The sequence below is a fragment of the Methylobacterium sp. J-048 genome, from assembly GCF_022829515.1.
Classification (GTDB): Bacteria; Pseudomonadota; Alphaproteobacteria; order Rhizobiales; family Beijerinckiaceae; genus Methylobacterium.
This window is the reverse complement of sequence record NZ_JAKSYL010000108.1, coordinates 1-25092: the sequence shown is the minus strand read 5'-3', so window position 1 is coordinate 25092 and position 25092 is coordinate 1. Positions and strand designations below refer to the sequence as shown.

Genomic DNA, 25092 nt, shown 5'->3' with positions numbered 1-25092 from the left:
GACGACAACCGTGCGAAAAATGGCGCGGGGGGCGGGGCGATCGGCGGCCGGATCACGTCCGATAGAACAGGACTTGGCCGTCTGGGCGAAGCTGCAGCAGAGCGTCGAAGTCCCGCAGATTGCGGGTCAGCACGCAGAAGCCGAGCTTGAGCGCCTGCAGGAACAGGACGCAGTCATGGAGTGCGCCCATGCGGTCGTCCTTTGCATAGCCCTGGATCCGACAGAGCATGCCCGCATAGATTGCGGCGCTTCCCAGGATCTCGGCGTCGGGCGTGAAGATCCGGTGTGCCGGCATCGCGTCGATCGCGGTTCCGATTGCCGCGACGGCCTGGGCGCTGCGAGGGTCCTTGGGATCGAGGACCCCCACCGTGTGCATCAACTCCTGGATGGCGACGGTGCTGTGGTTCACGATCCGGATGCCGAGGAGGTCTTCGACCAGCGGCGGTGCCCGCCCCTGCATCTGGTCGATGTAGACACAGGTATCGAGCAGGAGCGGACGGCCCGCCTGCGCTTGCCCCTCCAGGAAGGGCAAGGCGGTATCGTCCCGGCGCTGCAACGCCGTCTTCGGTGCCTGCCGACGCAGCCGTTCCGCGGCCTTGAAGGTGAAGGCCACTGGCTAGAAGTTCAGGTCGAGTTCCGGGTCGACCGATGCCCGCAGCGTGCGGAACACGTCCGCGAAGCCATCCTCGATGGCGATGTTGGCGAGCGCGAACTCGATCAGCGCGGTATCGGAGTGAAGCCCCGTCCGGGCTTTGGCGCGTTCGATCAATTCGGGCGCGACGCGTCCGGAGATCCGGCTGGCCTTGCCCCGGGTCAAGCCGCTTTCCTGCGCGCGGGCCATGACGGCGGTGACGGAAGGGGCAAGGGATGTCTCAGTCCCTGAGGCCAGCCTCGGCTGCGAACGATCTCCAGCCATGGCGATGCTCCGACGATGTTCAACAAATCGTATGATCAGGCAACGTAACCCGCAGGACCTCCGGGTGCAATCAACTCGCTACGACCGGCTCGAACTGGGCCCCGTTCTCAACCCGCGGGCACCCACCCGCCCCGCGCCTCCACGCCCGCCGCGGTGAGCACCAGGACCGAGCGGCCCGGCAGCGGCACCGCGTCGTCCGGCCCGTAGGACGGAGCGTCCGGCGGGACCGTGCCGGTGGCCGCGCCCGTGTCGAAGACCGGCAGCCAGGGGCCGCCGATCACCGGGGCGAGGCGGAAGTCGATGGCCCTCGTTCCGGCATTGAACAGCAGCAGCAGGCGGTGGCCGGCCCCGTCATTGCCGATCTGCATGCCGAACACCTGCAGGCCGTCATCGGCCCAATGGCGGTTCTCCATCTCGGTGCCCTCGGGGGCGAGCCAGTGCACGTCCCGCAAGGGCGAGTCCGGGCCGACCGGAGCGCCGGTGAAGAAGGTCCGCCGCCGCAGGGCCGGCTGCGCCCGGCGCAGGGCCAGGAGATTGGCCACGAACCCGGCGAGTTTCGGGTCCGGGTCGCTGGTCCAGTCCATCCAGCTGATCGGGTTGTCCTGGGCGTAGGCGTTGTTGTTGCCGCCCTGGCTGCGCGAGCGCTCGTCGCCCATCAGCAGCATCGGCACGCCCTGGGCCAGCATCACGGTCGCCAGCATGTTGCGCTTTTGGCGGGCGCGCAGGGCCAGGATGCCCACGTCGTCGGTGTCGCCCTCGACGCCGTAATTGCAGCTGACGTTGTGGCCGTGGCCGTCGCGGTTGTCCTCGCCGTTGGCCTCGTTGTGCTTCTGCTCGTACGCCACCGTGTCGGCCAGGGTGTAGCCGTCGTGGCTGGCGATGAAGTTGACGCTGGCCAGCGGCGAGCGCCGGGACGGGGCGAACACCTCGCGCGAGCCGGTCAGCCCCTGGGTCAGCTTCGCCAGGGTGCCGGAATCGCCCTTCCAGAAGCCGCGGGCGGCGTCGCGGAACTTGTCGTTCCACTCGCTCCAGCCGCGCGGATAGCCGCCGAGCTGGTAGCCGCCTTCCCCGATATCCCAGGGCTCGGCCACCATCTTCACCCGGGCGAGCACCGGATCCTGCACCACCGCCTGGAAGAACGCCGCCTGTGGGGTGAACGCCAGGGGCGCGCGCCCGAGGCTCGAGGCGAGGTCGAACCGGAAGCCGGCGATGCCGTAGGCGGTGACCCAGTGGCGCAGGGAATCGAGCACCAGCTGCATCACCCGCGGGTGGCTGACGTCGAAGGTATTGCCGCAGCCGGTGCAATCGACGGTGCGGCGCCGGTCCGCGGGGTCGAGCTTGTAGTAGCTGGCGTTGTCGATGCCGCGGAACGACAGGGTCGGGCCGCTGTGATCGCCCTCGGCGGTGTGGTTGTAGACCACGTCGAGCCAGGTCTCGATCCCGGCAGCGTTCAGCTCGCGGATCGCCGCCTTGAGCCCGCCCAACCCGCCCTCTCCGAGATAGCGCGGATCCGGGGCGAAGTAGCCCAGGGGCTGGTACCCCCAGAAATTGACGAGCCCCTTCTCCACCAGAAAGCGGTCGTCCGCAAAAGCCTGGATCGGCAGCAGCTCCAGGGCGGTGACCCCGAGCTTGACCAGGTGCGCGATGATCGCCGGGTGGGCCAAAGCCGCGTAGGTGCCGCGCTCGGCTTCCGGGATGTCGGGATGGGTGCGGGTCAGCGCCTTGACGTGGGCCTCGTAGACCACGGTCTCGGTGAGCGGCCGGCGCAGGGGGGCCAGCGCGAGGTCGGGCACCTCGGGGGCGGTGACCACGCCCTTGGGCATGTAGACCGCGCTGTCGCGCCGGTCGATCCGGTCCTCCCGGCCCCGGCGATGGCCGTAGAGCGCGTCGTGCCAGCGGATCCGGCCGCGGATCTCGCGGGCATAGGGGTCGAGCACCAGCTTCGAGGCGTTGAACCGGTGGCCGTTCGCCGGGTCCCAGGGGCCGTGCACCCGGTAGCCGTAGAGCTGGCCCGGCAGCACCCCGCGCAGGTAGCCGTGCCAGACATCGTCGGTGCGGCAGGGCAGCCGGACCGTGCGGGTCTCGTGCCGCTCCCCCGGCTCGAACAGGCAGATGTCCACCGCGGTGGCGTGCTCGGAGAACAGGGCGAAGTTCACCCCGCGCCCCTCGAAATGCGCGCCGAGCGGCGCCGGCACCCCGTCATCGACGGCGATCATGGGCAGGGTCCGGTTTTTCGGGAGGTGGGCGGATGCGCTTGCCGGTGCCGGAGGGCGAGGTCAACCCTGGGGGCTGACGGCAAGGCGCTTGGAACACCGCGCCCTTCCCTGTCCCCGCCTGGCCCGCGGGCGATACGGATCGGCACGGGGCATGCGATCACGTCGTCGACCGGATGAGGCTCGGGTCCCCTCTCCCGTGCGGGAGGGGGGGCGCGGCGTGACCAGCCAAGGCGATGGCGCTTCAAAGCGGTATCGACATCGTCGGCGCCAGCGAAAAAGAACCGTCTACTCGGCGGCCGCGGCCGCCGTTGGCGCCTCGCGCTCCATGGTTCGAAAATTCTCCAGCTCCGACAGGAAGTTGCGCGCCCACCAATCGACGTCCTCGCGGGTCATGCGCTCGACCATCGGCTTCCAGCGGGCCAGGCGCTCGGCCTTGGGCATGTACAACGCGGAGCGGATCGCCTCCGCGACCTCGAACCGGTCGTAGGGGTTGATCAGCAGCGCCTCGGGCATCTGCCGGGCCGCCCCGGCGAATTTCGACAGGACCAGCACGCCGGGATCGTCCTCGCTCTGCGCGACCACGTATTCCTTGGCGACGAGGTTCATGCCGTCGCGCATCGGCGTGACCAGGCCGACCCGGGCCGCCCGGTAGAGGCCGGCCAGAACCGGGCGCGGATAGGCCTTGGTGATGTACTGGATCGGCGTCCAGGCCGGGTCGCCGAGCGCGCCGTTGATCTCGCCGACCTTCTCGTTCACGTCCCGGGAGAGCTGCTCGTATTCCGGCACCTCGCTGCGGGATTTCGGGGTGATCTGGATGTAGGTGACGTTGCCGCGCTGGTCGGGATTCGAGGCGAAGAAGCTCTCCACCGCCTCCATCCGCTCGGACACGCCCTTGGAATAATCCAGCCGGTCGACGCCGATCAGCAGCTTGCGGGTGCGCAGGCCCGCGATGGTCTCGCGCACCACCTTGTTGGCGTTGGCCTTCTCGGCGGCCTCCTTGAAGCCGGCGACGTCGATGCCGATCGGGAAGGCGCGGATCCGGGTGCGGCGCCCGTCGACCATCAGCGAGCCGCCGCCGAGCGGGATCGCCCGCTGGGTGTCGACCAGGTTGCGCTGCAGGTTCTGGACGTCGGCCTCGGTCTGCAGGCCGATCAGGTCGTAATCGACGATGGCGCGCAGCAATTCGGTGCTCGCCGGCAGCGAGTTGAACACGTCGGCGGCGGGCCAGGGGATGTGGTGGAAATAGCCGATCGGGTTGTCGAGCCCGAGGCCGCGCAGTTCCGCGGCCAGCGGCAGCAGATGGTAATCGTGCACCCAGATGATGTCGTCGGGCTCCACCAGCTTGGCGAGCGCCCGGGCGAAGATCCGGTTGACGCGGCAATAGCCGGCATAGTCCGAGCGCGAGAACGCGCCCAGGCCGAGCCGGTAATGCATGATCGGCCACAGCGCCCGATTCGCAAAGCCGGCGTAATATTCCAGGTGGTCCTGCGGCGAGAGGTCGACCACCGCGTACTGGACCCGGCCCCGATCGATCAGGGTCGGCTCCTCGGAGGGCTCCTCCGTGATGTTGCCGCTCCAGCCGAACCACAGCCCCTCATAGGCGGTGAACGCCTCCTTCACGGCGACGGCGAGGCCACCCGCCGCGACCGCCTTGCCGCCCTCCTCCGGGATGGCGACGCGGTTCGATACGATCACAAGGCGTGCCACGCGGGTCGGCTCCGGATCATGGGCGCGGGTCGAGTCGAGGATCTCGCCGCGCCTGCATCGGGACTTCTTAAGTAGCAGAACGCGCGGAGTCCCTGCGCGATCCTTTGTCGAAGCAACCCAAGCGTGAAGCCGGGCGCGGGTCAAGTCGAGCACCCCGTCGCACCGGACAGGAGCGCCGCCCTGTCCGGTGCTCGAGGCGCGGTCCGGCAGCCTCAAAAGACGCCGCACAGCGAAGCGCGGGACGCGTTGAAACGCTGCCGAAGCGTTGCCGTTGTGCAAGCGCGGCGGTTCTGCCAGACCGCGTCTGAACGCCGGCTGAGCGATGGCCGCGGACCCGGGCGGACCGGTCCTTCGGAACCGACCGGAACCGGTGACAGCCCAGCCGGTTACTCAGCCATCGCGGGGGCCGCGGTCGCCGCGAGCGGCGCCGTCCCTGCGCCGCGAGGAGTGTGTTCGAGATGGCCGGCAACGAGTTCCCGCAGGACGCGCCGAAGGATCCGCTGAAGGATTCGCGGCACGATGGACCCGGCGAACGCCCCCAGTGGCGCGCCCTGCAGGGCGACGTCGAGGGTCTGGCCGACGAGGCCGCCGAGCGCGGTCGCGGGCTGATCGACGCGGCGCGGCTCCAGGCGCAGGATTACGTCGAGCAGCGCAAGAGCGACGCGGCGCAATCGGTCCACGAATTGGCGCAGACGATCCGCAATTCCGGCCGCGAGCTCGGCGACAAGCCGCATGTGCGCGCCTTCTTCGACAGCGCCGCCGACGGGCTGGAGCAGCTCGGTTCCTCGATCGAGCGGCGGAGCCTCGGTGACTTCTACGGCGAGGCCGAGGCCTTCGCCCGGCGCGCCCCGGTGGCGGTGGCGGTCGGCACCTTCGTGGCCGGCCTGATCGCCGCCCGGTTCATCAAGTCGTCGAGCCTGCCGCCGGAAGCGCCCGACGGCGACGCCCGCGACAGCTTCCGGGCCTGACGATGGCCCAGGGACCTGATCCGCGCCAACCCGGCGCTTCGAGCATCCAGAGCCTGATCGGCGATGCCCTGCGGGAGACCAACGAGCTCGCCCGCAAGGAGATCGCGCTGTTCCGCGCCGAGATGGCGGGCAATGTCTGCCAGCTCATCGTCGGCTTGGCCTGCATGGTCGGCTCGGCGGTCTTCGCCGTGGTCGCCCTGCTGGTCCTGATCGGCGCCCTCGTGAAGTGGCTCGCCACGATCGTCGGCTCCGAGTGGCTCTCGGCGCTGATCGTCGGCGGCGTCCTGCTGGTCGTCGCGGTCGGCATGGCCCTGTGGGCGCGCAGCGTCCTCTCCCTCTCCACCCTGGCGCCGACGCGCACGACGCGCCAAGTTCGCCAGGATGCCCAGGCCCTGTCGGAGCGCGTATCCGGATGAGTTCGATGACCGACCTCGAAAAGGAGATCGAGGCGAGCCGGGCGCGGCTCGACGACACGATCGACCAGATCCAGGGGAAGCTCTCGGTTCCGAACATCGTGGACGAGATGCTGGGCAATGCCCGGCGCACGCCTGCGCTGAGCGGCGTCTATGACGGTGCCCTGGAGGCGGTGCGCCGCAACCCCGTGCCGGTCCTGCTGATCGCCGCCGGGGTGGGGCTGCTGTTCAACCGGATGGCCCGGGATGCTGAGCGCCGCCGCACCCAGGTTTCGGCTGAGCGCGTGGCCACGCTCAACACCGGCACGGCCCGCGGCTACGACCCCGACCTGCCGACGGCGCGCCCGCTGCGCGATCCTCTCGAGAAGACCGACATCTGACGCCCGAGACGTGACGATTCGAGCCCGGCCGGACAGCCGGGATGCGCGACGCCCCGCCGCGTCGCCGAGACGGACATCCGAGGACACCGCCATGACCGACAAGCCGACGCCCTCCAGCCTTCCCGATCAGCTTTCTGCCGCGGCAGGCATGCCGACGGGCTCGAGCGATACCAGCCTGCGGCCCGATCCGGCCGGCCACGGCGATCCCCGTCCGGGTCCCGGCGAGGCGGCCGGCGACTTCACGCTCCGCCCCGACCCGCGCGGCCTGCACGATCCGCTGCCGCCCGGCGCCGCCACGCACCCGATCGATGCGGCCGCCTCCGTCAAGGACGGTGTCCAGGCGGCCGGTGACCGCGCCAGCGACCTCGCCGGGCAGGCGCGCCAGACCGTATCGGATCTCGCCGACGATATCGGTGATCGCCTCGGCGGCGTGGCCGATCAGGCCCGCTCCCGCGCCGCCTCGGCTTATGACGAGGCCCGGGAGCGCGCCGGCGCCTTGCACAAGCGCAACCTGCGGGCGCTCGACGACATCACCACCCAGGGGATCGACGGGCTCCAGCGCGGCCGCAGCACGGTCGAGCGCTTCGTGGACGACAACCCGCTTCTGGTGGGCGTCGTCGGCGTCGCCGCCGGCCTGCTGCTCGGCGCCTTGCTGCCGCGCACCCGCCAGGAGGACCGCAACATCGGACCCTGGGCCGACGAGGTGCGCGACCAGGGCCTGCGCTACGCCCGCGAGGTGACCAATATGGGCCGCGAGTTCGTCCAGACCGCCCTCGATCCGGACAACCTCAACGCGGCGGTCCGCAAGGCGACGGATCCCGAGGGGCCCACGCCCCCGGCGAACGAGCGGACCGCGCACAACCTCTGAAGGCACATTCCCCGCCCGCTGGCCTCAAGTCAGCGGGCGATTTCTTTCACCCCCGATACAGCCCCGCATGGGCCTCGCGGAGCAGGTTCTTCTGAACCTTGCCCATGGTGTTGCGGGGCAATTCGTCCACGAACAGAACGCGCTTGGGGCATTTGAACCGGGCCAGCCGTCCCTCCAGGGCCGCCAGCACCCCGGCCTCGTCCGGGGCGTCCGTCCCGCCGACCACCACGGCCGTGACCGCCTCGCCGAAATCCGGGTGCGCCAGGCCGATCACCGCGGATTCGACCACGCCCGGCAGGGCGTCGATCTCGGTCTCGACCTCCTTCGGGTAGACGTTGAAGCCGCCTGAGATGATCAGGTCCTTGCCGCGCCCGACGATGTGGACGTAGCCCCGGGCATCGACCTTGCCGAGGTCGCCGGTGATGAAGAAGCCGTCCGGCCGGAACTCGGCTTCGGTCTTCTCGGGCATGCGCCAGTAGCCCTGGAACACGTTCGGGCCCTTGACCTCGATCATCCCGACCGCGTCCGGACCCAGCGCCGCCCCGGTCTCCGGATCGACCACCCGCAGGGACACGCCCGGCAGGGGGAAGCCGACCGTGCCGGCGACTCGGTCCCCCGCGTAGGGGTTCGAGGTGCTCATGTTGGTCTCGGTCATGCCGTAGCGTTCGAGGATGGCGTGGCCGGTGCGCGCCTGCCACTCCCGGTGCGTCTCGGCGAGCAGCGGGGCCGAGCCTGACACGAACAGCCGCATGCCCCTGGCCGCCTCTTGGGTGAGGCCGGGCTCCTTGAGGAGGCGCGTGTAGAAGGTCGGCACGCCCATCAGGGCGGTCGCCCGGCCCATCAGGCTCAGGATCAGCTTCGGGTCGAGGCGCGGCAGGAACAGCATGGTGCCGCCGCTCGCCAGCACCGTGTTGGTCGCCACGAACAGGCCATGGGTGTGGAACACCGGCAGGGCGTGGATCAGCACGTCGTCTTCGGTGAAGCGCCAGACATCCACCAGCGTGCGGGCATTCGACGCGAGGTTGTCGTGGGTGAGCATGGCGCCCTTGGAGCGCCCGGTCGTGCCCGAGGTGTAGAGGATCGCGGCGAGGTCGTCCGGCCCCCTTGGGACGTCCGTGAAATCGCCGACCTGCCGGTCCGCGGCCTCGGCGGCGCTGCCGGACCCCGCCGCATCCAGGGTCCAGACCTCGCGGATGCCGGAAGCGGCCTGCGCCAGGGCCTCGCGCCGGCCCGGATCGCAGACGAAGATCGCGGGCTCGGCATCGCCGAGAAAATACCCGATCTCGGCCGGGGTGTAGGCGGTGTTGAGCGGCAGGAACGCGGCGCCGGCCCGCACCACCCCGAGATACAGGAAGATCACCTCGGGACTCTTCTCGACCTGGACCGCCACCCGGTCGCCGGGCCGCACGCCCGCCGCCTGCAGGGCCGCCGCGTAGGCGCCGGAGCGGGCGATCAGGTCCGCGTAACTGTAGCGGCGCCCTTCCGGCGTCTCGATCACGGTCTTGGCGGGATCAGGGACGCCGTCCCGGACCAGGGAGAAGAGGTGGTTCGTCATCGTGAGGCTGGAGCTATCACGGACCGCGGGGTTCGCGCAGCCATAGAACCGTTCGCGATCGCCCCGCAATCGCGGGCCGGCGCTCCGCCATGACGTTCTCCGGCCGCCGATGCCCGAACCAGTATCCCCGCCAGGGTGTGGGAAGGCTCGGCCTCACGCCTCGGCCAGCACCACCGCCCGCGGCGGCGGCAGCTTGGCGTGCAGCTCCCGGGTCACGGCCGGAGAGGCCGCCACGGTGCCGAGATTGGCGTAGGTCTCGTGGTTCTTCTCGATCGCGGCGAGGTCGTAGAGGTAGTTCACCATCAGCCCGTGCGACTGGGTCAGGCCCTTCTGCGAGGTATCGCCGAGGAAGTTGATCCGGTCGAGCCGGGCGCCGTTGCCGAGATGGAACCGGGCCACTGGGTCGAGCGGGCGCCCGCGCTCGTTCTTGGCGCGCAGGAAATAGGCGGCCGCGGCCGGGATCAGCGCCTTGCGCACCGCCTCGGCCCGGGTCTTGTCGGCGTGCCAGTCCGGATCGTCCAGCGCCCGCAAGACCTCGACATCCTCGGGCAGCAGGCCCTGCGGGCTGTCGGCCCGGCGCTCCCGGGCGAGCCAGGCGGCGAAGCCCGGCACCGGCGAGAGGGTCACGAAGGTCTTGAGCGATGGCACTTCGCGGGTCAGGTCCTCCACCACCTGCTTGATCAAAAAATTGCCGAAGGTGACGCCGGCCAACCCCTTCTGGCAGTTGGAGATCGAGTAGAAGATCGCCGTGGTCGCCGCCCGCGGCTGCAGCGGCTTGCGCTCCCGCGACAGGATCGGGGCGATGGCCGGCGCGACTTGGTCGGTGAGCGCCACCTCCACGAAGATCAGCGGCTCGTCGGAGAGCGCCGGGTGGAAGAACGCGAAGCAGCGCCGGTCCGGCGGCTCGATCCGGGCGCGCAGGTCGTCCCAGCCGGTGATCGCGTGCACCGCCTCGTACCGGATGATCTTTTCCAGGATATGGGCGGGCGTGGTCCAGTCGATGTGCCGCAGCACCAGGAAGCCCCGGTTGAACCAGGAGGCGAACAGGTGCTCGAAATCGGAATCGAGGCTGTCGACCGCGTCCAGCACCGCGGGCTCCGCGTCGGCGCCTTTGCGCAGCGCCTTGCGCAGATCGAACAGGTCCTCGCGCATCCGCACCAGGCTGAGCGTGCCGCCGCGGGCGAGGTTGAGGCGGCGGATCAACTCCTGGCTGCGGGGCTCGGCGGCCTCGTGCAGGGTGCCGAGGCGGGCGCGGGTCGGGTCGGCCCGGTAGGCGGCGATCGCCTCGTCGACGGCGGCGTGGTCCGCGTCGAAATCCAGCGCGATCGCCCGCAGGAAGGCGTGGCGCTCCGCCTGGCCGAAGCTGGCGTAGCGGTCCAGGATCAGCCGGGCCAGGGCCACCCCGGAGGCCTCGCCGCGCCGGGAGATCAGGTCCTCGCACAGCTTGACCAGTTCGCTCGCGCTGGCCCGGCCGGCCATGTCGCCGCGGCCGATGCCGATCAGGTCGCGACCGCGCTCGCTGATGGTCTGGAGCAGGTCGCCGAAGAAGGAGATCGCCGCCATGACCCTCGCACTGACCCCTGTCGGACCGGACCCGAAGCGCGCCCGGACCCGTGACGCCGGCTCGTCGGTCGGAGGCGCGCGAAACTGTCGAACCGGGACGAACCGGGCCTGTGCAGGCCGGTCGGCTCAGATCGCCGGTTCCACTGCCATTCTACGGCGGCACGGACGCGGCGACCAGAGCTTGAGCGGTCGCGGAGCGCCGCAAACGTGCAGCCTGCAGCCTCGCGACGACGGCAATGTGACGGGTCGAGTCCGTCCGGTCAGAGCCGCTCGGCCACGGTGGCGAGGTCGGCCAGCTCCCGCCAGTCGCCGAGGCCGTGCTGGCGGGCGAAGCGGAGTTCGGCGGCCCGGCGGGCGCGCTCCGGATCGCGGGCCCGCATGATCGCGACGGACCCGATGGTGAAGGGCACCCCGAGGATCTCCTTGGCGAACTCGACGCGGTAGTTCGGCATCCCGTACTCCCTGCTGCGGTGGTTCCGGACGTGCCCGCGCGGAACGAACCCGGCCCCGAAACCGTATCCCGCTGACGAACCAGCCTATTTGGGTTCGACGGCCGGGACGCGGGCGTCCGGAGCCGCGTCGATCGCATATGGTGCAGGACGTTGGACCGTGAAGGGGCACGGGGCGTGACCGAGGGCTGCAGCCCCGGCGCTTGCCGCGAGGCGCACCCTGCCCGTATCGGTCTCGGCCCTCCCTTCCCGACACGGACCCCACCATGGCCCCCATGACGGCCCTGCCGCCGCGGCACGCCTGCCCGCCCCCGACCCTGCCGTGACCACCCTCCTCGACGCGAAGGCCCGGCTCGGCCTGACGCTGATCGCCGGCGGGGCGGTCGCCAACATCTATTACAACCAGCCGCTGCTCGGCCTGATCGTGTCCGAGTTCGGCGACGCCGCCGCCCTGTGGGTGCCGACCACGGCGCTCGTCGGCTACGGCCTCGGCATCGTCGGGCTCGTGCCCCTGGGCGACGCCCTGCCGCGCCGTGGCCTGATCGTCTGGCAATGCCTCGGCCTCGCCGTGGCGCTCCTCGCCGTGGGCCTCGCCCCGAACCTCGCCTGCCTGGCGCTCGCCCACCTCGTCGTCGGCGTGCTCGCCTGCGCGGCCCAGCAGGCGGTGCCGTTCGCGGCCGAGCTCGCCCCCGATGCGAGCCGCGGGCGGATCGTCGGCCAGGTGATGACCGGGCTGCTCACCGGCATCCTGCTCGCCCGCACGGCGAGCGGGTTTTTGGGCGCGCAGCTCGGCTGGCGGGCGGTGTTCCTGGCCGCGTCGCTGCTCGCGCTCGCCATGGCCGGCATCGCCCGGGCGACCCTGCCGCACACGCCCCAGACCCATCGCCTGCGCTACCGCGCCCTGATGCTGTCGATCCTGCATCTCGCCCGGTCGCAGCCGGTGCTGCGCACCGCGAGCCTGTCGCAGGCGCTGCTGTTTGCCGCGTTCAACGCCTTCTGGGCGACCCTGGCGCTGCTGGTGGAGAACCCGCCCTTCGGGCTCTCCGCCGCCGGGGCGGGGCTGTTCGGGGTGATCGGCGTCTGCGGCGCCTTCGTGGCGCCGGTGTCGGGCCGGTTCACCGACACACGCGGCGCGAAGCCGGTGGTGCTCGGCGGCAGCCTGATGGTCGCCCTGTCGTTCCTGGTGCTCTGGGCCGGAGGGACGTGGTCTCTGGTGGCGGTCGGGATCGGCGTCCTGCTGATCGATATCGGCATGAACGGCGCGCTCATCGCCAACCAGACCCGGGCCTATGCCCTGGTCCCGGGGGCACGGGGCCGGATCAACACCGTGCTGTTCACGACCCTGTTCGTGTTCGGGGCGCTCGGCGCCTTCGCCGGCTCGCAGGCCTTCCTGATGGTCGGCTGGCCCGGCGTCTGCGCGGTGGGGCTGGCCTTCTCGGCGCTGGCCGTGCTGGTGGCGGCCCGCGATCCGCACGGGCCGGCGACACCGGCTACTTGAGCACCCGCGACAGGCGGCACCACGCCGCCTTCCCGGCCGGCAGGCCGAAGCGCAGGCGCGCGGGCCGCTCGGGGAAGCGCCGGACCGCGATCCCGGCTTCCGCGAGCCGGCGGTACAGGCCCGGCCCGTCGGGAAAATCGGCGGTGCGGAACAGGCTGGTGCCGCCGATGACGGTGCCGCAGCCGCGGGCGATCAGCCGGTCGAGCCGCGCCGCATCCACCGCCCGCGCCCGGGCGGCCTCCGCGCGCCACGCTTCGTCCGACAGGGCCGCCCGCCCGATCGCCAGGGCCGGCCCCGAAACCGCCCAGGGGCCGAGCGCCGTACGGATCCGGTCCGCCGTCCCGGGATCCGCAACCGCGAACCCGAGGCGCAGGCCGGCGAGCCCGTAGGTCTTGCCGAAGGAGCGCAGCACCACGAGCCCGGACTCCGCATGCGGGCACAGGCTCGCCACCGGCTCCAGATCCGCGAAGGCCTCGTCGGCGACCAGCAGGCCGCCGCGGGCGCGCAGAGCTTCCGCCAGGGCGAGTCGCTCAGGCACCGGATGGGTCCGCCCGTCCGGATTGTTCGGATCGACCAGCACCGCCACGGCCGCGTCGCCGATCGCCACGATCCCGTCGACCGCCGTCACCGCGTGCCCGGCCCGCGCCCAGGCGGCTTCGTGCTCGGCATAGGTCGGTCCGATGACCGCGACCCGGGTCGGGGCCACGAGCCGGGGCAGGGTCTCGATCAGGATCTGGGTGCCGGGGGCGGGGACGACATGGGTCGCATCGGGCGCGCCGTAGGCCGACGCAGCCGCCACCCGCAGGGCCTCGACCTCGGCGGCGGCGGGCAGCCGCGTCCAGGCGCTGGCCTCCACCGGCGGCACACGATACGGGACCGGATTGATCCCCGTCGACAGGTCGAGCCAGGGCTCCGGCGCGTCCGGAAAGGCGTGTCGGAGGCTTCCGAGATCGCCGCCATGGGGGATTGGCCCCGGGCTCGCCCCCGGCTCCGGAGCGGAATTCCAGAAACGATGCTCCATCCGCCCGATACGCTCGCCATCCTCGCCCTTGCCCTCGGGATCGAGGCGGCGTCCGGCTACCCGGACGCGCTCTACAGGGCCATCGGCCACCCTGTCACCTGGATCGGCCGGCTGATTTCCTGGCTGGAGCGCGGCCTGAACCGCGGCTCCGAGGGCCGCCGCCGGATCGCCGGCTGCGTCGCGCTGGTGATTCTGCTCGCCGCCGCGGGGCTGCCGGCCTGGGCGCTCACCGGGCTCAGCTTATGGGCCGGGCCCCTCCCCGCTTTCCTGCTGCTCGGCCTGCTCTGCGCGAGCCTGCCGGCGCAGCGCAGCCTGAACGACCACGTCGCGGCCGTGGAGACCGCCCTGCGCGACGGCGGCCTGGAGGCCGGGCGCCGGGCGGTATCGATGATCGTCGGGCGTGATCCGGACCAGCTCGACGCGCCGGCGGTCTGCCGCGCCGCGATCGAGAGCTTGGCGGAGAATTTTTCCGATGGGATCGTGGCGCCGGCCTTCTGGATCGGCTGCCTCGGCCTGCCCGGCGGCGCCCTCTACAAGGCGATCAACACCGCCGACAGCATGATCGGCCACCGCACCCCGCGCTACGCCGCCTTCGGCTGGGCGGCGGCCCGGCTCGACGATGTGGTGAACCTGCCGGCCTCGCGGCTCGCCGGCCTGCTGATCGTCGGGGCGGCCGCCCTGCGCGGTGCCGATGCGCGCGGCGCGCTCCGGGCGATGGCCCGCGACGCCGGCTGCCACCGCTCGCCCAATGCCGGCTGGCCCGAGGCCGCCATGGCCGGGGCACTCGGCCTGCGGCTCGCGGGCCCGCGGGTCTATGACGGCACTCTTGTCCCCGACGCCCACATGGGCGACGGCCGGGCCGAGGCCACGGCCGACGATATCGCCCGGGCGCTGGTCCTGTACCGCACCGCTTGTGTGATCCAGGGAGGGCTCGTCCTGGCGCTGCTCGCCCTCTGGCTCGTCGTGATGGGCTGACCCGACGGCACGGCCTGCGCTACGCTGAGTTAAGCGGGACAGGGAGAAGCCGATGCGTGCGGTGTTCGTCGATGCCAGCGAGACCCTGGCGGCGGTGGCGCGTCGCCTGTTGCGGCCGGACGATCCCCCGTTCGCGATCAACCTCCAGCCCGACATCACCCCGGAGGACCTGCCCGGCCTGCTCGCCGGGGCGGAGATTGCGGTGATCGACCACACCGCCCTCCCCGTGGACGTGGCTCGCGCCTGCCCGAATCTGCGGCACGCGGTGTTCCTCGGCACCGGCGCGCGCAGCTACATGGACCCGGAGGCGCTCCAGGCCGAACTCGGCATCACGGTCCACACGATCAAGGGCTACGGCGATACCGCGGTGGCGGAATGCGCCTTCGCGCTGCTCTGGGCCGCCGCCCGGGGCCTGCCCGAGATGGACCGGGCGATGCGGGCGGGGCGGTGGCTCCGCACCGAGGCGATCCAGCTCACCGGCAAGACCGTCGGCCTCGTCGGCTTCGGCGGAATCGCGGCCGAGATGGCGCGGCTCTGCCGCGGCGCCGGCCTGCGGGTTCTGGCCTGGAACCGGACCCCAAAAACGCATCCGGGCGTCGAATTCGTGCCCTTGGAACAGCTGCTGGCCGAGAGCGACGTGGTCTCGCTCCACCTGCTCCTGACCGACGAGACCCGCGGCTTCCTGTCGGCTGCGCGCATCGCCGCCCTGAAGCCCGGCGCGATCCTGGTCAACACCGCCCGGGGGGCGCTGATCGACGAAGGCGCCCTGGTCGAGGCGCTCCGCGCCGGGCGGATCGCCCGGGCCGGGCTCGACGTGTTCATGGTCGAGCCGCTGCCCGCCGACCACCCGCTCGCGTCCCTGCCGAACGTCGTCCTCTCGGCGCATTCTGCCTTCCGCACGCCGGAGGCCAGCGACAACCTGATCGGCGCCGCCCTCGACCATTGCCGGCGGATCGCCGCCGGCTGATGGGTCAGTGCTCCGTACCCGGCATGTTCGCCCGCGGTGCGCCGCCATGGTCGCGGATCACGCTCGACCGCTCCGGAGAGCCCTTGGCGTCGGCGACCTGCTTCCGGGCCGCTGCGGCCAGAAACCAGACACCGCCGAGGGTCCCCAGGGCAAGAAACAGAAGCGGAATGCCTTCACTCATCGCGGTATCCTCCTCGACGATGGTCCGCAGGGGCGCGGGATTGCATCATCATGCCGGATGAACCAGCATTATGAAGGATAACGCACGGGTTCGACCGATGTTCAGGCCGTCCGAGCTGCCGTCGGCGGCGCCGCGCGTTTGGCCGCATCCCGTCTCAGGGCGGAGAGCACCACGAACATCAGGCCGGCGCCGATCGCCAGGCAGGCCGACAGGAACAGCATCGGCACGAGGTCGCTCTTGGTCTGGTCGCGGATGAACGGGACCATGTTCTGCGCGACGAACCCGCCGAGATTGCCCACCGAGTTGATCGCCGCGATCCCGGCCGCCGCCGTGGCGCCGCGCAGGAAGGTCGCGGGCATCGACCAGAACACCGGCTGGGCCGAGAACGTCCCGGCCGCCGCCACGCACAGGCAGGCGAACTTCACGGCGTTGCCCGGCAGGATGACGCTCAGCGCCAGCCCGGTCGCCCCGACCAGCGCCGGCCCGACCACGTGCCAGGTCAGGGCGTTGCCCTGGGCGCCGGTGCGGGCGGCATGGCGGGGCACCCACCACAGGGCGACGGCGGTTGCGACCCACGGGATGATGTTCAGGAAGCCGTTGGTCAGGTTCGAGACCCCGAAGCCCTTGACCACCGTGGGCAGCCAGTAGCCCAGGCCGTAGGCGGCCAGCGGCAGCGAGACGTAGACCCCGGCGAGCATCAGCACGCGCTTGTCGAGGAGCGCCGCGAAGGGGTTGCCGTGATCGACGAGGCTGCCGCCCTCCCGCTCGGCCCGGAGCGTGCGGGCGAGCCAGTCGCGCTGGTCCTGGGACAGCCAGGGCGCCGTCTCCGGCCCGTTCGGCAGGATCAGCAGCACGATTGCGGTCATCACGATCGCCGGTGCCCCCGTGGCCAGGAACACCCATTGCCAGCCCGCCAGCCCCAGGACCCCGTCGAGACCGAGCAGCGCCCCGCCGATCGCCGCCCCGACCGCGTTGGCCACCGCGCTGGCGATCATGAACCAGCCGATCATCCGGGCCCGGTGCGCCTGCGGAAACCAGAGGGTGAGCGCGAACAGCACACCGGGGAAGAAGCCGGCCTCTGAGACGCCGAGCAGGAAGCGCAGCACGTAGAACATCGCGGCGTTCTGGGTGAAGCCGAGCAACAGCGTGACGATGCCCCAGGTGAACATGATCCGGGCGAACCAGACCCGGGCGCCGACCCGCTCCAGGAAGACGTTGGCCGGGACCTCGAACAAAAAGTAGCCGAGGAAGAACAGCGACGCGCCGAGCCCATAGGCGGTCTCGCTCAGACCCAGGCTGCCGACCATGTCCAGCTTGGCGTAGGACACGTTCTGCCGGTCGATATAGGCGATCAGGTAGAGCAGGCCGAGCAGCGGCATCAGCCGCAGGGTCACCGTGCGGACGGTGCTCTCGGCAAACTCCTCGCCGGGGGGCTGCGTGGGGGGCATCTGGCGTTCCTCTGGACCCGTGCGGCCCCTCGTGGCGAGGGCCGGCAATTACACAGAGTAATCCGTGGCGTGGCCCTCGCCTACCGGGCAAGCGCCAGGAGCCGGTCGCAGTCGACATGGGCCGCGATGTGTCGCGCCAGGCCGTCGAGGGCCGCCTCGACCCCGGCCTCGTAGCCGGATCCCTCCGAGACCGTGCCGAGGCGGGCGAGCCAGGCGGCGCGCTGGGCATCGTGCGCGAACAGGCCGTGCACGTAGGTCCCGGCCACCAGCCCGTCCGCCGAGACCGCCCCGTCGGTGCGCCCGTCGGAGAGCCGCAGCAGCGGCCGGGCCGCGTCGGGGCCCTGGGTCGTGCCGATATGCATCTCGTAGCCCGAAAACGGCACCGCATCGGACAGGCTCGTGCCTGTGGCTTCGGCCAGCCGCTTGTCGGGTGTCATCACGGTCTCGACGTCGAGGAGCCCGAGGCCCGGCACCGTGCGGGGCGCCCCCTCGATCCCGTGCGGATCGGCGAGGCTGCGCCCCAGCATCTGGTAACCGCCGCACAGGCCGAGCACCCGCCCGCCCCGCCGGACATGGGCGTGCAGGTCGACATCCCAGCCCTCGGCGCGGACAAAATCCAGGTCGTCGATCGTGGTCTTGGAGCCCGGCAGCAGCACCAGGGCGGCCTCCGCGGGGATCGGCGTTCCGGGGCGCACCAGCACCACCGACACGCCCGGCTCCGCCCGAAGCGGGTCGAGATCGTCGAAATTGGCGATGCGCGGCAGCACCGGCACCGCCACCGTGACGGTCCCGGCCGGGCGCGGCCCGGAGCCCGCGAGCCCGAGCACGTCCTCGGCCGGCAGGCGCGCGGCCTCGGGGAAATGCGGCACCAGGCCCAAAGCCGCCCAGCCGGTCCGCTCGGCGATCAGCCGCATGCCGTCGGCGAACAGGCTCGGGTCGCCGCGGAAGCGGTTGACGATGAAGCCGGCGATCATCGCGGCGTCGGCCGGCTCGATCACGGCCTTGGTGCCGACCAGGCTCGCGATCACCCCGCCCCGGTCGATGTCGCCGACCAGCACCACCGGCGTGTCGGTGGCCCGGGCAAAGCCCATATTGGCGATGTCGCCGGCCCGAAGATTGACCTCCGAGGCCGAGCCCGCGCCCTCGACCAGCACGAGGTCGGCCTCCGCGGCCAAGCGCGAAAAGCTCTCCAGAACGGCGGGCATCAGCCGGGGCTTCCAGGCCTGGTAGTCGCGGGCCTTCACGGTGGCGACCATCCGCCCCTGCACCACCACCTGGGAGCCGACCTCGCTCTGAGGCTTCAGCAGCACCGGGTTCATGTGCACGGAGGGCGGCACCCGGGCAGCCCGGGCCTGGAGCGCCTGAGCCCGGCCGATCTCGCCGCCATCCGGTGTGACGGCGGCGTTGTTCGACATGTTCTGCGGCTTGAACGGCCGCACCGCCAAGCCGCGGTCGGTGAAGGCGCGCGCCAGCCCCGCCACGAGCAGCGACTTGCCGACATCGGAGCCGGTGCCCTGGATCATCAGGGCCTTCTTGCGCGCGGGCTTCAGAACTCGATCCCCTCCTGGGCCTTCACGCCGGCGGAAAAGTGGTGCTTCACGCTGCCCATCTCGGTGACGAGGTCGGCGGCCTCGATCAGGGCCGGCTTGGCGTTGCGGCCGGTGACGACCACGTGCAGGTCCGGCCGGCGGCCTTGCAGGGCGGCGACCACAGCGTCGAGGTCGAGATAATCGTAGCGGAGCGCGATGTTGAGCTCGTCGAGGACGAGCAGGCGGATCGTGGGGTCGGCCATCAGGCCCTCGGCCACGGCCCAGGCGTGGCGGCAGGCGGCGATGTCCCGGGCCTTGTCCTGGGTTTCCCAGGTGAACCCCTCCCCCAGGGTGTGCCAGGCGACCCTGTCGCCGAACACTCCGACCGCGTGGCGCTCGCCGGTATCCCAGCCGCCCTTGATGAACTGCACCATGCCCACCCGCCAGCCGCGGCCGAGCGCGCGCAGCATCAGCCCGAGCGCCGCCGTGCTCTTGCCCTTGCCGGGACCGGTATGGACCAGGAGCAGGCCCTTCTCGAGGGTCTTCTCCGCCACCTCGGCGTCCTGCACGGCCTTGCGCTTCTCCATCTTCTCGCGGTGGCGGGTCGCGTCGTCGCTCATGCGGGCACTCCTGGTTTGACGATGAGCGGCAGGCCGGCGACGGTGAGCACGACCCGGTCGGCCCCGGCGGCGAGCCGCTGGTGCAGGCGCCCGGCCTCGTCGCGGAAGCGGCGGGCGAGCGCGTTGTCGGGCACGATCCCGAGCCCGACCTCGTTGCCGACCAGCACCAGCGGCCCCGCCGCCCGCGCGCAGGCGGCGAGAAGCCGCGCCACCGCGTCCTCCAACTCGGCCTCCGCCAGGATCAGGTTGGTGAGCCAAAGGGTGAGGCAATCGACCAGGACGGGGCCCTCCGCCGCCGCCACCGCCTCGGGCAGGGCAAGCGGCACGTCGCGGGTAAGCCACGCCCCGGTGCGCCGGGCGCGGTGCTGGGCGATGCGCGCGACCATCTCGTCGTCGAAGGCCTGCGCGGTGGCGAGATAGAGCCACGGGCCGGGACAGGCTTCGATCAGCCCCTCCGCGTAGGCGCTCTTGCCGGAACGCGCCCCGCCGAGGACGAGGGTCATGCGAGGCGGAGTTTGTAGCATCCCCCTCCATCGCTTCAACCCGTCCCCGGGTCAAACCCGCGCCGACGTGCGGATCGACAGTTGCCGGACGCGCCGCCGCCGACTATAGAACCCCGGCCTAACCAAAGCGCCCTTCGTCTAGCGGTCCAGGACGTCGCCCTTTCACGGCGAAAACACGGGTTCGATTCCCGTAGGGCGCGCCAGTAATTTCAAGTACTTAGCTTGTATCGGCGCCGGGCATGTCCAACGAATGTCCCATATACGCACCTAGGCAGTGGTGGACTCTATCGCCCGCACAGACGCGCGGATGAGGTGAGTCTCTTGGGCCACGATTTGAGCCCTAAGCCCATGAGATGTTTGAACTTAAGGGCGAGTCCCTCAGAGGCGATCCACACGGGGTACGCCGCTGGCCGTGACCGGCACTCGGAACAGCCCCGAGGCTGCGTAGCGTCGGTCAGAACGCCGCAGCAGCGCCTTGGCCCGCTGCAGATCGCGATGTGCGAGCCAGGCTAGGAACACGCGGCGGCCGAGCCCGGTGAAGCCGACGACGTGGCCGGCCAGAGCACCCAGAGCACCCAGGGAGAACATCAGGCGCATAGCTGAGCCTCCGCGTACCGCTGGAGGTCGGCGACGACGCTGTCCTTCCACCAATCCCCAAGGTCGACCAACATCGCCTTGAGCAGGATGGCCGGTAGCGTGGTCATCTCGACTTCGTCGAAGCCGTTCACCACCTGCGTCAGAGCGACATCGGTGGCATTGAAGACGCCCCATGCATCGCTGTAGCCGTTTGCGTCGCGAGCCGCTTTCGCTCGGTGCACCCATGCTCGGCGCATTTTTTCGTCGTCGTAGCCGGGGAACGTGCCAGCCTCGTCTTCAGCAGCTGTGTAGAGACGATGCGCCTCCTGCCAGGTGGACTTGAGAGCCTCGACCAGCGGTAGGATCCGGGGCGCGAGGGCGAGGAACTGCGCCTCTCGCTCCGGAAGCTCGCCGTGTGTGGCCGCGAGAGCCGGCAGCGAGGCCGCCGGAAGAGCTAATAAGGCGCCGAGCGCGGCGCGGCGGGTGGAGGCCATCAGCGCGCCTCCAGCATCACGGGGCGGATGTCGTCGAAGCGCTGCTCCAGCCGGACTCCCATCTGATGCAGGAAGCACCCGATGACGTAGATGCACTCGCGGTCGACGATATCGTCGTGGGTGCCGAGCGTCGTCAGAACATTGGCGAGACGCTGCAGGTTGCGCAGGTCATCCTCCATCTTGAGGATGTTGCCCCAGTCGACTCGGGCGGCGCTCATAAGCAGCCTCCCGCGACGAGTGTCAGATGCCGGGCCCGCTGCTCGGACTCGCCCTGCCAATCAGCGATGCCGTTGTCGTCACCGGCCTCCCGATCATCGTGGGAAGGCCAGAGGTTCAGGCTGCCACCGGGGTGCGTGCCGATCCCACACAGCGATTCTTCGTCGTCGGTGGAGCGGCCCAAGGTGCACAGACCGCCTGACGGATGATGCTCGCAGGAGGCGTAGTCCGCCTCGCGGTCAGCGTCGCCGTCGAGCGCATCTAATAAGTCGAGGTCCGCCTCGATCCGATCAGCGATCCGGCGGCGCAACTCGCGGACGCGCTGGCGGTCGGCATCGGCGAAGAAGCTCGCCAGGCCGATCTGGATGTCGGCGATGGCGAGGTCGGCCGGATCGACGGGACGGCAAGCCCTGAGGGCCTGTGTAACCGGTCCTACCTGTGCTGAAGGCAAGCGCGGGCGTTCACCGCCGCCGAATGGCGGTGTAGGGTGCTGGATAGCCATGGCTGTGTGGTCCTGCCAGTTCGTGGTTAGGACCGGATGGAAGATTGAGCCCTTCCGTTCGGTCCGCATTTCTGTTATACGAGTAGAATGCTGACGATGTCAACGCCCGTAGAACAGAAAGTCAAAGGCCGGCCCCGTGGGACCGTCTTTGCCGACCCTTTCCCTATGAGGTTCACGGTCGCTCAGATGGATGCCGTCGATGATTGGCGGCGCAACCAGCCCGATCTTCCTTCGCGGACGGAGGCCATCCGCCGCCTCGTGGAAGAGGCGCTGAAGGCGAGGCCATTATGAGTGCGCCGGAAGGCAGGGAGCAAAGGAAGGCGAGCCTGCGCGCGCGTTCGCAACGACCGCACCGAAACTACGATGCGGGAAAAAGGTGTCGCTGGCTGATAAAGAGTCTGTCCAGCGGCGGTACCGAAGCCTACGTTAGACGATTGCCACCAGGAGGGTTGTGATGACCAAAGCGCTTTCGAATAAGCCGCCGTTTGGTAGCCAGGCCAGAGCGGTGAAGCAAACGGTGTTTCGTGAGCTTAGCGGTCTCCGAGCATCAGTAACTGGCGATGCAAAACACTACCCGTCAAGTTCTGGCAGCCACACGGCCAGCAAAACCAAAGATAAATAATAACAGAACGCAAGTGACGCGCATGTATGGGCCGGGCGACGTTGAGCGTACAGTTGATGAAGATGTACGCAACGAAAAATATCGATCCGAATGGCGGCGTGACTATGCCCGGCTCATTCACTCACCTGCCTTTCGACGCCTTCAAGGCAAGACCCAGGTTTTTCCCGGTCACGAGTCAGATTTCTATCGCAATAGATTGACCCATTCGCTGGAAGTTGCCCAAATCGCTAAATCTGTGGCAATTATGCTAAATGCTACTCACCCGGCATTTTCCGGCGCAAATCAGATTGAGTCGGATATCGTCGAGTTTGCAGGTCTTGCTCACGACTTGGGTCACCCACCATTTGGCCACAACGGCGAAGAAGCTCTCGACGAATGCATGAGAGAACACGGTGGATTTGAAGGTAATGCGCAGACTCTACGCATCGTATCTCGATTAGAGAAAAAATCTATTGTCCGGTTGACAGATAATGAGGTCCGGCCGTTCGACGGAAGGGAGGATTTACGGGCCGGCCTAAATTTAACTTATCGAAGCCTTGCCGCCGTTCTCAAGTACGACTCCCAAATTCCAGAGCGATATTCTGATAGAAGCAAAAAGGGAGTCATGAAGGGGTATTACGGCGAGGAAACAGAACTTGTGCGCGCAATAAAAGAAAAAGTCGCCCCAGGCCTAGGTGAAGGTGAAAAATTTAAGACAATAGAATGCTCAATCATGGATATTGCTGACGATATTGCGTATTCAACATACGATCTTGAAGATAACTTCAAAGCGGGGTTCTTAAAACCATTGGACCTATTTGTGCTTAATGAAGAAATATACCAGCATGTGGCGGAAACCATCAATTCAAGGCTTGAAAAGCAGTATCCAGATTATGATTACGTGATTGATGCGGAATATGTAAAGTCTGTTTTAGTTTTTGTATTTGATACGCTTCTTTTTGCTATTGATGACGACGACGAAGCGCTCTTACGGGACCGCAGCTTAAAGCGTCAAGCGAAGAAAATGTTGACGGCCGCAAAGGTACAACAAATCTCAAGAAAGCTGGCCAGCGATGGCTATGCTCGGACTGACTTTACGTCGAGTCTTGTTGGCTCGTTTATCAGCGGCATTGAGATAGTTCAGCATAAAAGCATACCACAACTACACCAAGCCCGGCTTGATGTTAACACGTTCCTCCAAGTCGAAGTATTAAAAAATATTACATTCGAGACGATTATACGGTCCTCAGGACTTCAAGTCGTCGAATATCGAGGCAAGGAAATTGTAAAATCTATCTTCAACGCGTTAGCCGACAAAGAACATGACGGAACAAGACTTCTTCCTGATGATTTCAAAGCTCTTTGTAAAGGATCCTCAGAGCTGGTTCGACTTAGAGCAATATGTGACTTCATTGCTGGAATGACGGATAGATATGCATTTGAGTTTTACGGTCGACTACACGGTACGAGCCATCTAACTGTTCATAAGCCATTTTAGCACTGCAGGGCGTCTGACTCGCGATAGATGATATGCGCAAAAGTGCCCTCCTTAACTTTCTTTTTCCTGCCCACTCTCGGTCGAAACTGCATAGACTCACACCGTCGCCGACTGCGCGTTCTGCAGCGCTAGGCTGTGCATGTTGCCGAATGCGCTCTCCATGATCCGGGCGGCCTGCCGGGGGTTGTCTGCACCGTTGACCGTCGTGGTGTTGTGGAAGGTCTGATGCACCGCCCTGCTGCTCGACGTGCTGTTGTTCACCACCGCGGGTGAGGTCGCCGGGTCGAACTTCATCAGGTTGGCGGGGTCGATGTTGTTCGGATCGAAGCCGCCCGGTGTCATGTTGGGCGCAGCGCGCACACCTGCGGCGGTCGGCGGCACGACGATCTTGGAATTGGCGGCCTCGGCGGGTGCAACGCCCGCCCCGGAACGCCGCAGGGCGTGCAGGTTCGGTAGGCGGAAGTCATATGCCTTGCCTGGATACTTAGGGCGTTCGTAGCCCTCAATCATAGCCCGCAACTTCCCCTCGCCTGTCGGGGCCGCCTGCATCCGATCCCAGACCTTCCGGTAACTTCCACGCAAGAACTCATGACGGAGGAACTGCTGCTGAGCACCCACGTCAGTCCAGTCGACCCCCATCTTGTCGGCGAACGCCTTGAGCTGCGTGAACCGTTCTGCGTGCCACTGCGCGGTGCCGAAGCTCGTTGGGCGACCGCTCGCATCCGGGTCGCCCTTGATCGTCGGGTCGAGGTTCGCGGTCGACTCGCCCTGCATGGTCGCAACAAGGGACCTGGCGGTTTCCAGATCCGCACCCATGCCACCCTCAGCGACAGGCGCCTGAGCGAACTTCAGCCAGGACGCGACCCGCTCCTTGCCACCCGCAGAGTTGGCGCCGGGCTTCCAGCGGTGGCCGTGTGTGGTGATGGTCCCGTCATCCTCGGCCGGCAAACCGCCGTCACCACCGTGAGCCTCCGCTGAGCCGCCATTGAGGGCGCGCTTCACAGCCCGCGCCGCCCGCTTGAACAGGCCCGGCCGATCAGCGGGCGCCCGTTCGCGCTGCTCGTCGAACGACACGCCGTTGCGAACCGTCCCCGGACCGCTCGAACTACCGGGGGGCAGCAATCCCATCTTTTCGAGCAGCCACGTCGAGGCTGAGCCGACGCCAGACACCTCTTTGCCGCTGAACTTGTCCAGCAGGTTCGACACCTGAACGGACGCCTTGGCGATGCGCTCCACCGCAGTGGCGAACCGCTCCACGCGCTCGCTGAAGGCGTCCCACTTCTTGATGAACTCGTCCCCGTTGCTCCCGGTGATGCTCTCGACCAATGCGCCGATCTTCTCGGCGACCCAGACGAGGGCCTTCGAGATGCCATCCATGATGTGCTCGACCTTCTCGGGGTTCGAGCGGATCCAGTCTTGGAAGCGATC

26 protein-coding genes and 1 tRNA gene are annotated in these 25092 nt (G+C 68.7%); 9 read left to right on the top strand and 18 right to left on the bottom strand.

Annotated elements, in window-relative coordinates; genetic code table 11:
- Positions 1 to 52: 52 nt before the first annotated feature.
- From MKL09_RS08650 to MKL09_RS08635, 4 genes are all read right to left on the bottom strand, one after another.
- Positions 53 to 613, bottom strand: a complete 561-nt coding sequence (locus tag MKL09_RS08650; RefSeq protein ID WP_244019531.1) for a type II toxin-antitoxin system VapC family toxin — start codon at positions 611 to 613, stop codon at positions 53 to 55.
- Between the two features lie 3 nt (positions 614 to 616).
- Positions 617 to 841: a hypothetical protein gene (locus tag MKL09_RS08645; RefSeq protein ID WP_244019530.1), complete on the bottom strand. Its 225-nt coding sequence runs from the start codon at positions 839 to 841 to the stop codon at positions 617 to 619.
- A gap of 182 nt (positions 842 to 1023) precedes the next feature.
- The gene (glgX, locus tag MKL09_RS08640) at positions 1024 to 3132 is read right to left on the bottom strand and encodes a glycogen debranching protein GlgX (RefSeq protein ID WP_244019529.1); all 2109 of its coding nucleotides are present in this window, start codon (positions 3130 to 3132) and stop codon (positions 1024 to 1026) included.
- Positions 3133 to 3417: 285 nt separating this feature from the next.
- Positions 3418 to 4839: a trehalose-6-phosphate synthase gene (locus tag MKL09_RS08635; RefSeq protein ID WP_244019528.1), complete on the bottom strand. Its 1422-nt coding sequence runs from the start codon at positions 4837 to 4839 to the stop codon at positions 3418 to 3420.
- Positions 4840 to 5297: 458 nt separating this feature from the next.
- On the opposite strand from MKL09_RS08635, the gene MKL09_RS08630 reads away from it, so the two are divergent.
- The 4 genes from MKL09_RS08630 (at position 5298) to MKL09_RS08615 (ending at position 7468) form a co-directional block, all read left to right on the top strand.
- Complete coding sequence (locus MKL09_RS08630; RefSeq protein WP_244019527.1) at positions 5298 to 5807, top strand: hypothetical protein; 510 nt, start codon at positions 5298 to 5300, stop codon at positions 5805 to 5807.
- Between the two features lie 2 nt (positions 5808 to 5809).
- Positions 5810 to 6223, top strand: coding sequence for a phage holin family protein (locus MKL09_RS08625; RefSeq protein ID WP_244019525.1), 414 nt, complete (start codon positions 5810 to 5812; stop codon positions 6221 to 6223).
- Complete coding sequence (locus MKL09_RS08620; protein WP_058193606.1) at positions 6220 to 6600, top strand: DUF3618 domain-containing protein; 381 nt, start codon at positions 6220 to 6222, stop codon at positions 6598 to 6600. The genes MKL09_RS08625 and MKL09_RS08620 overlap by 4 nt, the downstream gene beginning before the upstream one ends.
- 91 nt (positions 6601 to 6691) lie before the next feature.
- On the top strand, positions 6692 to 7468 hold the full coding sequence (locus tag MKL09_RS08615; protein ID WP_244019524.1) for a hypothetical protein: 777 nt from the start codon (positions 6692 to 6694) through the stop codon (positions 7466 to 7468).
- 46 nt (positions 7469 to 7514) lie between these two features.
- On the opposite strand, the gene MKL09_RS08610 is transcribed toward MKL09_RS08615, so the two are convergent.
- From MKL09_RS08610 to MKL09_RS08600, 3 genes are all read right to left on the bottom strand, one after another.
- Entirely contained in the window at positions 7515 to 9023 is a 1509-nt protein-coding gene (locus MKL09_RS08610) for a malonate--CoA ligase (protein ID WP_244019523.1), read from the bottom strand.
- Positions 9024 to 9176: 153 nt separating this feature from the next.
- Complete coding sequence (locus MKL09_RS08605; RefSeq protein WP_244019522.1) at positions 9177 to 10586, bottom strand: malonyl-CoA decarboxylase; 1410 nt, start codon at positions 10584 to 10586, stop codon at positions 9177 to 9179.
- A gap of 260 nt (positions 10587 to 10846) precedes the next feature.
- Positions 10847 to 11038 (bottom strand): hypothetical protein, encoded by a 192-nt coding sequence (locus MKL09_RS08600; protein WP_244019521.1) that lies wholly within the window; start codon positions 11036 to 11038, stop codon positions 10847 to 10849.
- 319 nt (positions 11039 to 11357) lie between these two features.
- Here MKL09_RS08600 and MKL09_RS08595 point away from each other — a divergent pair, with 319 nt between their 5' ends.
- Positions 11358 to 12533, top strand: a complete 1176-nt coding sequence (locus tag MKL09_RS08595) for an MFS transporter (RefSeq protein WP_244019520.1) — start codon at positions 11358 to 11360, stop codon at positions 12531 to 12533.
- Here the strand turns inward: MKL09_RS08595 and cobD are convergent.
- On the bottom strand, positions 12526 to 13554 hold the full coding sequence (cobD, locus tag MKL09_RS08590; RefSeq protein WP_244019519.1) for a threonine-phosphate decarboxylase CobD: 1029 nt from the start codon (positions 13552 to 13554) through the stop codon (positions 12526 to 12528). The two genes, MKL09_RS08595 and cobD, sit on opposite strands and share 8 nt — an antisense overlap.
- Here cobD and cbiB point away from each other — a divergent pair.
- A complete protein-coding gene (gene cbiB, locus MKL09_RS08585) occupies positions 13546 to 14529 on the top strand; it encodes an adenosylcobinamide-phosphate synthase CbiB (RefSeq protein WP_244019518.1) in 984 nt (327 codons plus the stop codon). The two genes, cobD and cbiB, sit on opposite strands and share 9 nt — an antisense overlap.
- A 52-nt stretch (positions 14530 to 14581) precedes the next feature.
- The gene (locus MKL09_RS08580; protein ID WP_244019517.1) at positions 14582 to 15496 is read left to right on the top strand and encodes an NAD(P)-dependent oxidoreductase; all 915 of its coding nucleotides are present in this window, start codon (positions 14582 to 14584) and stop codon (positions 15494 to 15496) included.
- Positions 15497 to 15500: 4 nt separating this feature from the next.
- Here the strand turns inward: MKL09_RS08580 and MKL09_RS08575 are convergent, their stop codons facing one another.
- From MKL09_RS08575 to cobU, 5 genes are all read right to left on the bottom strand, one after another.
- Complete coding sequence (locus tag MKL09_RS08575) at positions 15501 to 15677, bottom strand: hypothetical protein (protein WP_201025797.1); 177 nt, start codon at positions 15675 to 15677, stop codon at positions 15501 to 15503.
- A 101-nt stretch (positions 15678 to 15778) separates the two neighbouring features.
- Positions 15779 to 17125 carry an MFS transporter gene (locus tag MKL09_RS08570; RefSeq protein WP_244019516.1) on the bottom strand — a complete coding sequence of 449 codons (1347 nt, stop codon included), beginning with the start codon at positions 17123 to 17125 and terminating at the stop codon, positions 15779 to 15781.
- An 80-nt stretch (positions 17126 to 17205) separates the two neighbouring features.
- A complete protein-coding gene (locus MKL09_RS08565; RefSeq protein WP_244019515.1) occupies positions 17206 to 18648 on the bottom strand; it encodes a cobyric acid synthase in 1443 nt (480 codons plus the stop codon).
- A 23-nt stretch (positions 18649 to 18671) separates the two neighbouring features.
- Positions 18672 to 19274 carry a cob(I)yrinic acid a,c-diamide adenosyltransferase gene (gene cobO, locus MKL09_RS08560; protein WP_244019513.1) on the bottom strand — a complete coding sequence of 201 codons (603 nt, stop codon included), beginning with the start codon at positions 19272 to 19274 and terminating at the stop codon, positions 18672 to 18674.
- Positions 19271 to 19777, bottom strand: coding sequence for a bifunctional adenosylcobinamide kinase/adenosylcobinamide-phosphate guanylyltransferase (cobU, locus tag MKL09_RS08555; RefSeq protein WP_244019512.1), 507 nt, complete (start codon positions 19775 to 19777; stop codon positions 19271 to 19273). Before cobU ends, cobO begins: the two co-directional genes overlap by 4 nt.
- A gap of 127 nt (positions 19778 to 19904) precedes the next feature.
- Between cobU and MKL09_RS08550 the strand changes: the two genes are divergently transcribed.
- Positions 19905 to 19980 (top strand) — tRNA-Glu (locus tag MKL09_RS08550).
- A gap of 175 nt (positions 19981 to 20155) precedes the next feature.
- Here the strand turns inward: MKL09_RS08550 and MKL09_RS08545 are convergent.
- The 4 genes from MKL09_RS08545 to MKL09_RS08530 are packed head-to-tail and all read right to left on the bottom strand — an operon-like array spanning position 20156 to position 21565.
- Positions 20156 to 20374 (bottom strand): hypothetical protein, encoded by a 219-nt coding sequence (locus MKL09_RS08545; protein WP_244019510.1) that lies wholly within the window; start codon positions 20372 to 20374, stop codon positions 20156 to 20158.
- Positions 20365 to 20847, bottom strand: coding sequence for a hypothetical protein (locus MKL09_RS08540; protein WP_244019508.1), 483 nt, complete (start codon positions 20845 to 20847; stop codon positions 20365 to 20367). Before MKL09_RS08540 ends, MKL09_RS08545 begins: the two co-directional genes overlap by 10 nt.
- Entirely contained in the window at positions 20847 to 21065 is a 219-nt protein-coding gene (locus MKL09_RS08535; protein ID WP_244019506.1) for a hypothetical protein, read from the bottom strand. The genes MKL09_RS08540 and MKL09_RS08535 overlap by 1 nt, the downstream gene beginning before the upstream one ends.
- On the bottom strand, positions 21062 to 21565 hold the full coding sequence (locus MKL09_RS08530; protein ID WP_244019505.1) for a hypothetical protein: 504 nt from the start codon (positions 21563 to 21565) through the stop codon (positions 21062 to 21064). The genes MKL09_RS08535 and MKL09_RS08530 overlap by 4 nt, the downstream gene beginning before the upstream one ends.
- 560 nt (positions 21566 to 22125) lie before the next feature.
- Between MKL09_RS08530 and dgt the strand changes: the two genes are divergently transcribed.
- Positions 22126 to 23664, top strand: a complete 1539-nt coding sequence (dgt, locus tag MKL09_RS08525) for a dGTP triphosphohydrolase (RefSeq protein WP_244019504.1) — start codon at positions 22126 to 22128, stop codon at positions 23662 to 23664.
- A gap of 96 nt (positions 23665 to 23760) precedes the next feature.
- Here dgt and MKL09_RS08520 read toward each other — a convergent pair.
- A partial coding sequence (locus MKL09_RS08520; protein ID WP_244019503.1) for a phage tail tip lysozyme occupies positions 23761 to 25092 on the bottom strand: 1332 nt, incomplete at its 5' end.

Excerpts from the sequence above, each read along its gene's own strand:
- MKL09_RS08610 (WP_244019523.1), bottom strand. The coding sequence starts at position 9,023 with ATGACGAACCACCTCTTCTCCCTGGTCCGGGACGGCGTCCCTGATCCC.
- MKL09_RS08630 (WP_244019527.1), top strand. The coding sequence starts at position 5,298 with ATGGCCGGCAACGAGTTCCCGCAGGACGCGCCGAAGGATCCGCTGAAG.
- MKL09_RS08625 (WP_244019525.1), top strand. The coding sequence starts at position 5,810 with ATGGCCCAGGGACCTGATCCGCGCCAACCCGGCGCTTCGAGCATCCAG.
- MKL09_RS08620 (WP_058193606.1), top strand. The coding sequence starts at position 6,220 with ATGAGTTCGATGACCGACCTCGAAAAGGAGATCGAGGCGAGCCGGGCG.
- MKL09_RS08565 (WP_244019515.1), bottom strand. The coding sequence starts at position 18,648 with ATGATCCAGGGCACCGGCTCCGATGTCGGCAAGTCGCTGCTCGTGGCG.
- MKL09_RS08545 (WP_244019510.1), bottom strand. The coding sequence starts at position 20,374 with ATGCGCCTGATGTTCTCCCTGGGTGCTCTGGGTGCTCTGGCCGGCCAC.
- MKL09_RS08530 (WP_244019505.1), bottom strand. The coding sequence starts at position 21,565 with ATGGCTATCCAGCACCCTACACCGCCATTCGGCGGCGGTGAACGCCCG.
- MKL09_RS08600 (WP_244019521.1), bottom strand. The coding sequence starts at position 11,038 with ATGCCGAACTACCGCGTCGAGTTCGCCAAGGAGATCCTCGGGGTGCCC.
- MKL09_RS08570 (WP_244019516.1), bottom strand. The coding sequence starts at position 17,125 with ATGCCCCCCACGCAGCCCCCCGGCGAGGAGTTTGCCGAGAGCACCGTC.
- MKL09_RS08535 (WP_244019506.1), bottom strand. The coding sequence starts at position 21,065 with ATGAGCGCCGCCCGAGTCGACTGGGGCAACATCCTCAAGATGGAGGAT.
- cobO (WP_244019513.1), bottom strand. The coding sequence starts at position 19,274 with ATGAGCGACGACGCGACCCGCCACCGCGAGAAGATGGAGAAGCGCAAG.
- MKL09_RS08580 (WP_244019517.1), top strand. The coding sequence starts at position 14,582 with ATGCGTGCGGTGTTCGTCGATGCCAGCGAGACCCTGGCGGCGGTGGCG.
- MKL09_RS08615 (WP_244019524.1), top strand. The coding sequence starts at position 6,692 with ATGACCGACAAGCCGACGCCCTCCAGCCTTCCCGATCAGCTTTCTGCC.
- cobD (WP_244019519.1), bottom strand. The coding sequence starts at position 13,554 with ATGGAGCATCGTTTCTGGAATTCCGCTCCGGAGCCGGGGGCGAGCCCG.
- glgX (WP_244019529.1), bottom strand. The coding sequence starts at position 3,132 with ATGATCGCCGTCGATGACGGGGTGCCGGCGCCGCTCGGCGCGCATTTC.
- MKL09_RS08575 (WP_201025797.1), bottom strand. The coding sequence starts at position 15,677 with ATGAGTGAAGGCATTCCGCTTCTGTTTCTTGCCCTGGGGACCCTCGGC.
- dgt (WP_244019504.1), top strand. The coding sequence starts at position 22,126 with ATGCAAAACACTACCCGTCAAGTTCTGGCAGCCACACGGCCAGCAAAA.
- cobU (WP_244019512.1), bottom strand. The coding sequence starts at position 19,777 with ATGACCCTCGTCCTCGGCGGGGCGCGTTCCGGCAAGAGCGCCTACGCG.
- MKL09_RS08540 (WP_244019508.1), bottom strand. The coding sequence starts at position 20,847 with ATGGCCTCCACCCGCCGCGCCGCGCTCGGCGCCTTATTAGCTCTTCCG.
- MKL09_RS08605 (WP_244019522.1), bottom strand. The coding sequence starts at position 10,586 with ATGGCGGCGATCTCCTTCTTCGGCGACCTGCTCCAGACCATCAGCGAG.
- cbiB (WP_244019518.1), top strand. The coding sequence starts at position 13,546 with ATGCTCCATCCGCCCGATACGCTCGCCATCCTCGCCCTTGCCCTCGGG.
- MKL09_RS08645 (WP_244019530.1), bottom strand. The coding sequence starts at position 841 with ATGGCCCGCGCGCAGGAAAGCGGCTTGACCCGGGGCAAGGCCAGCCGG.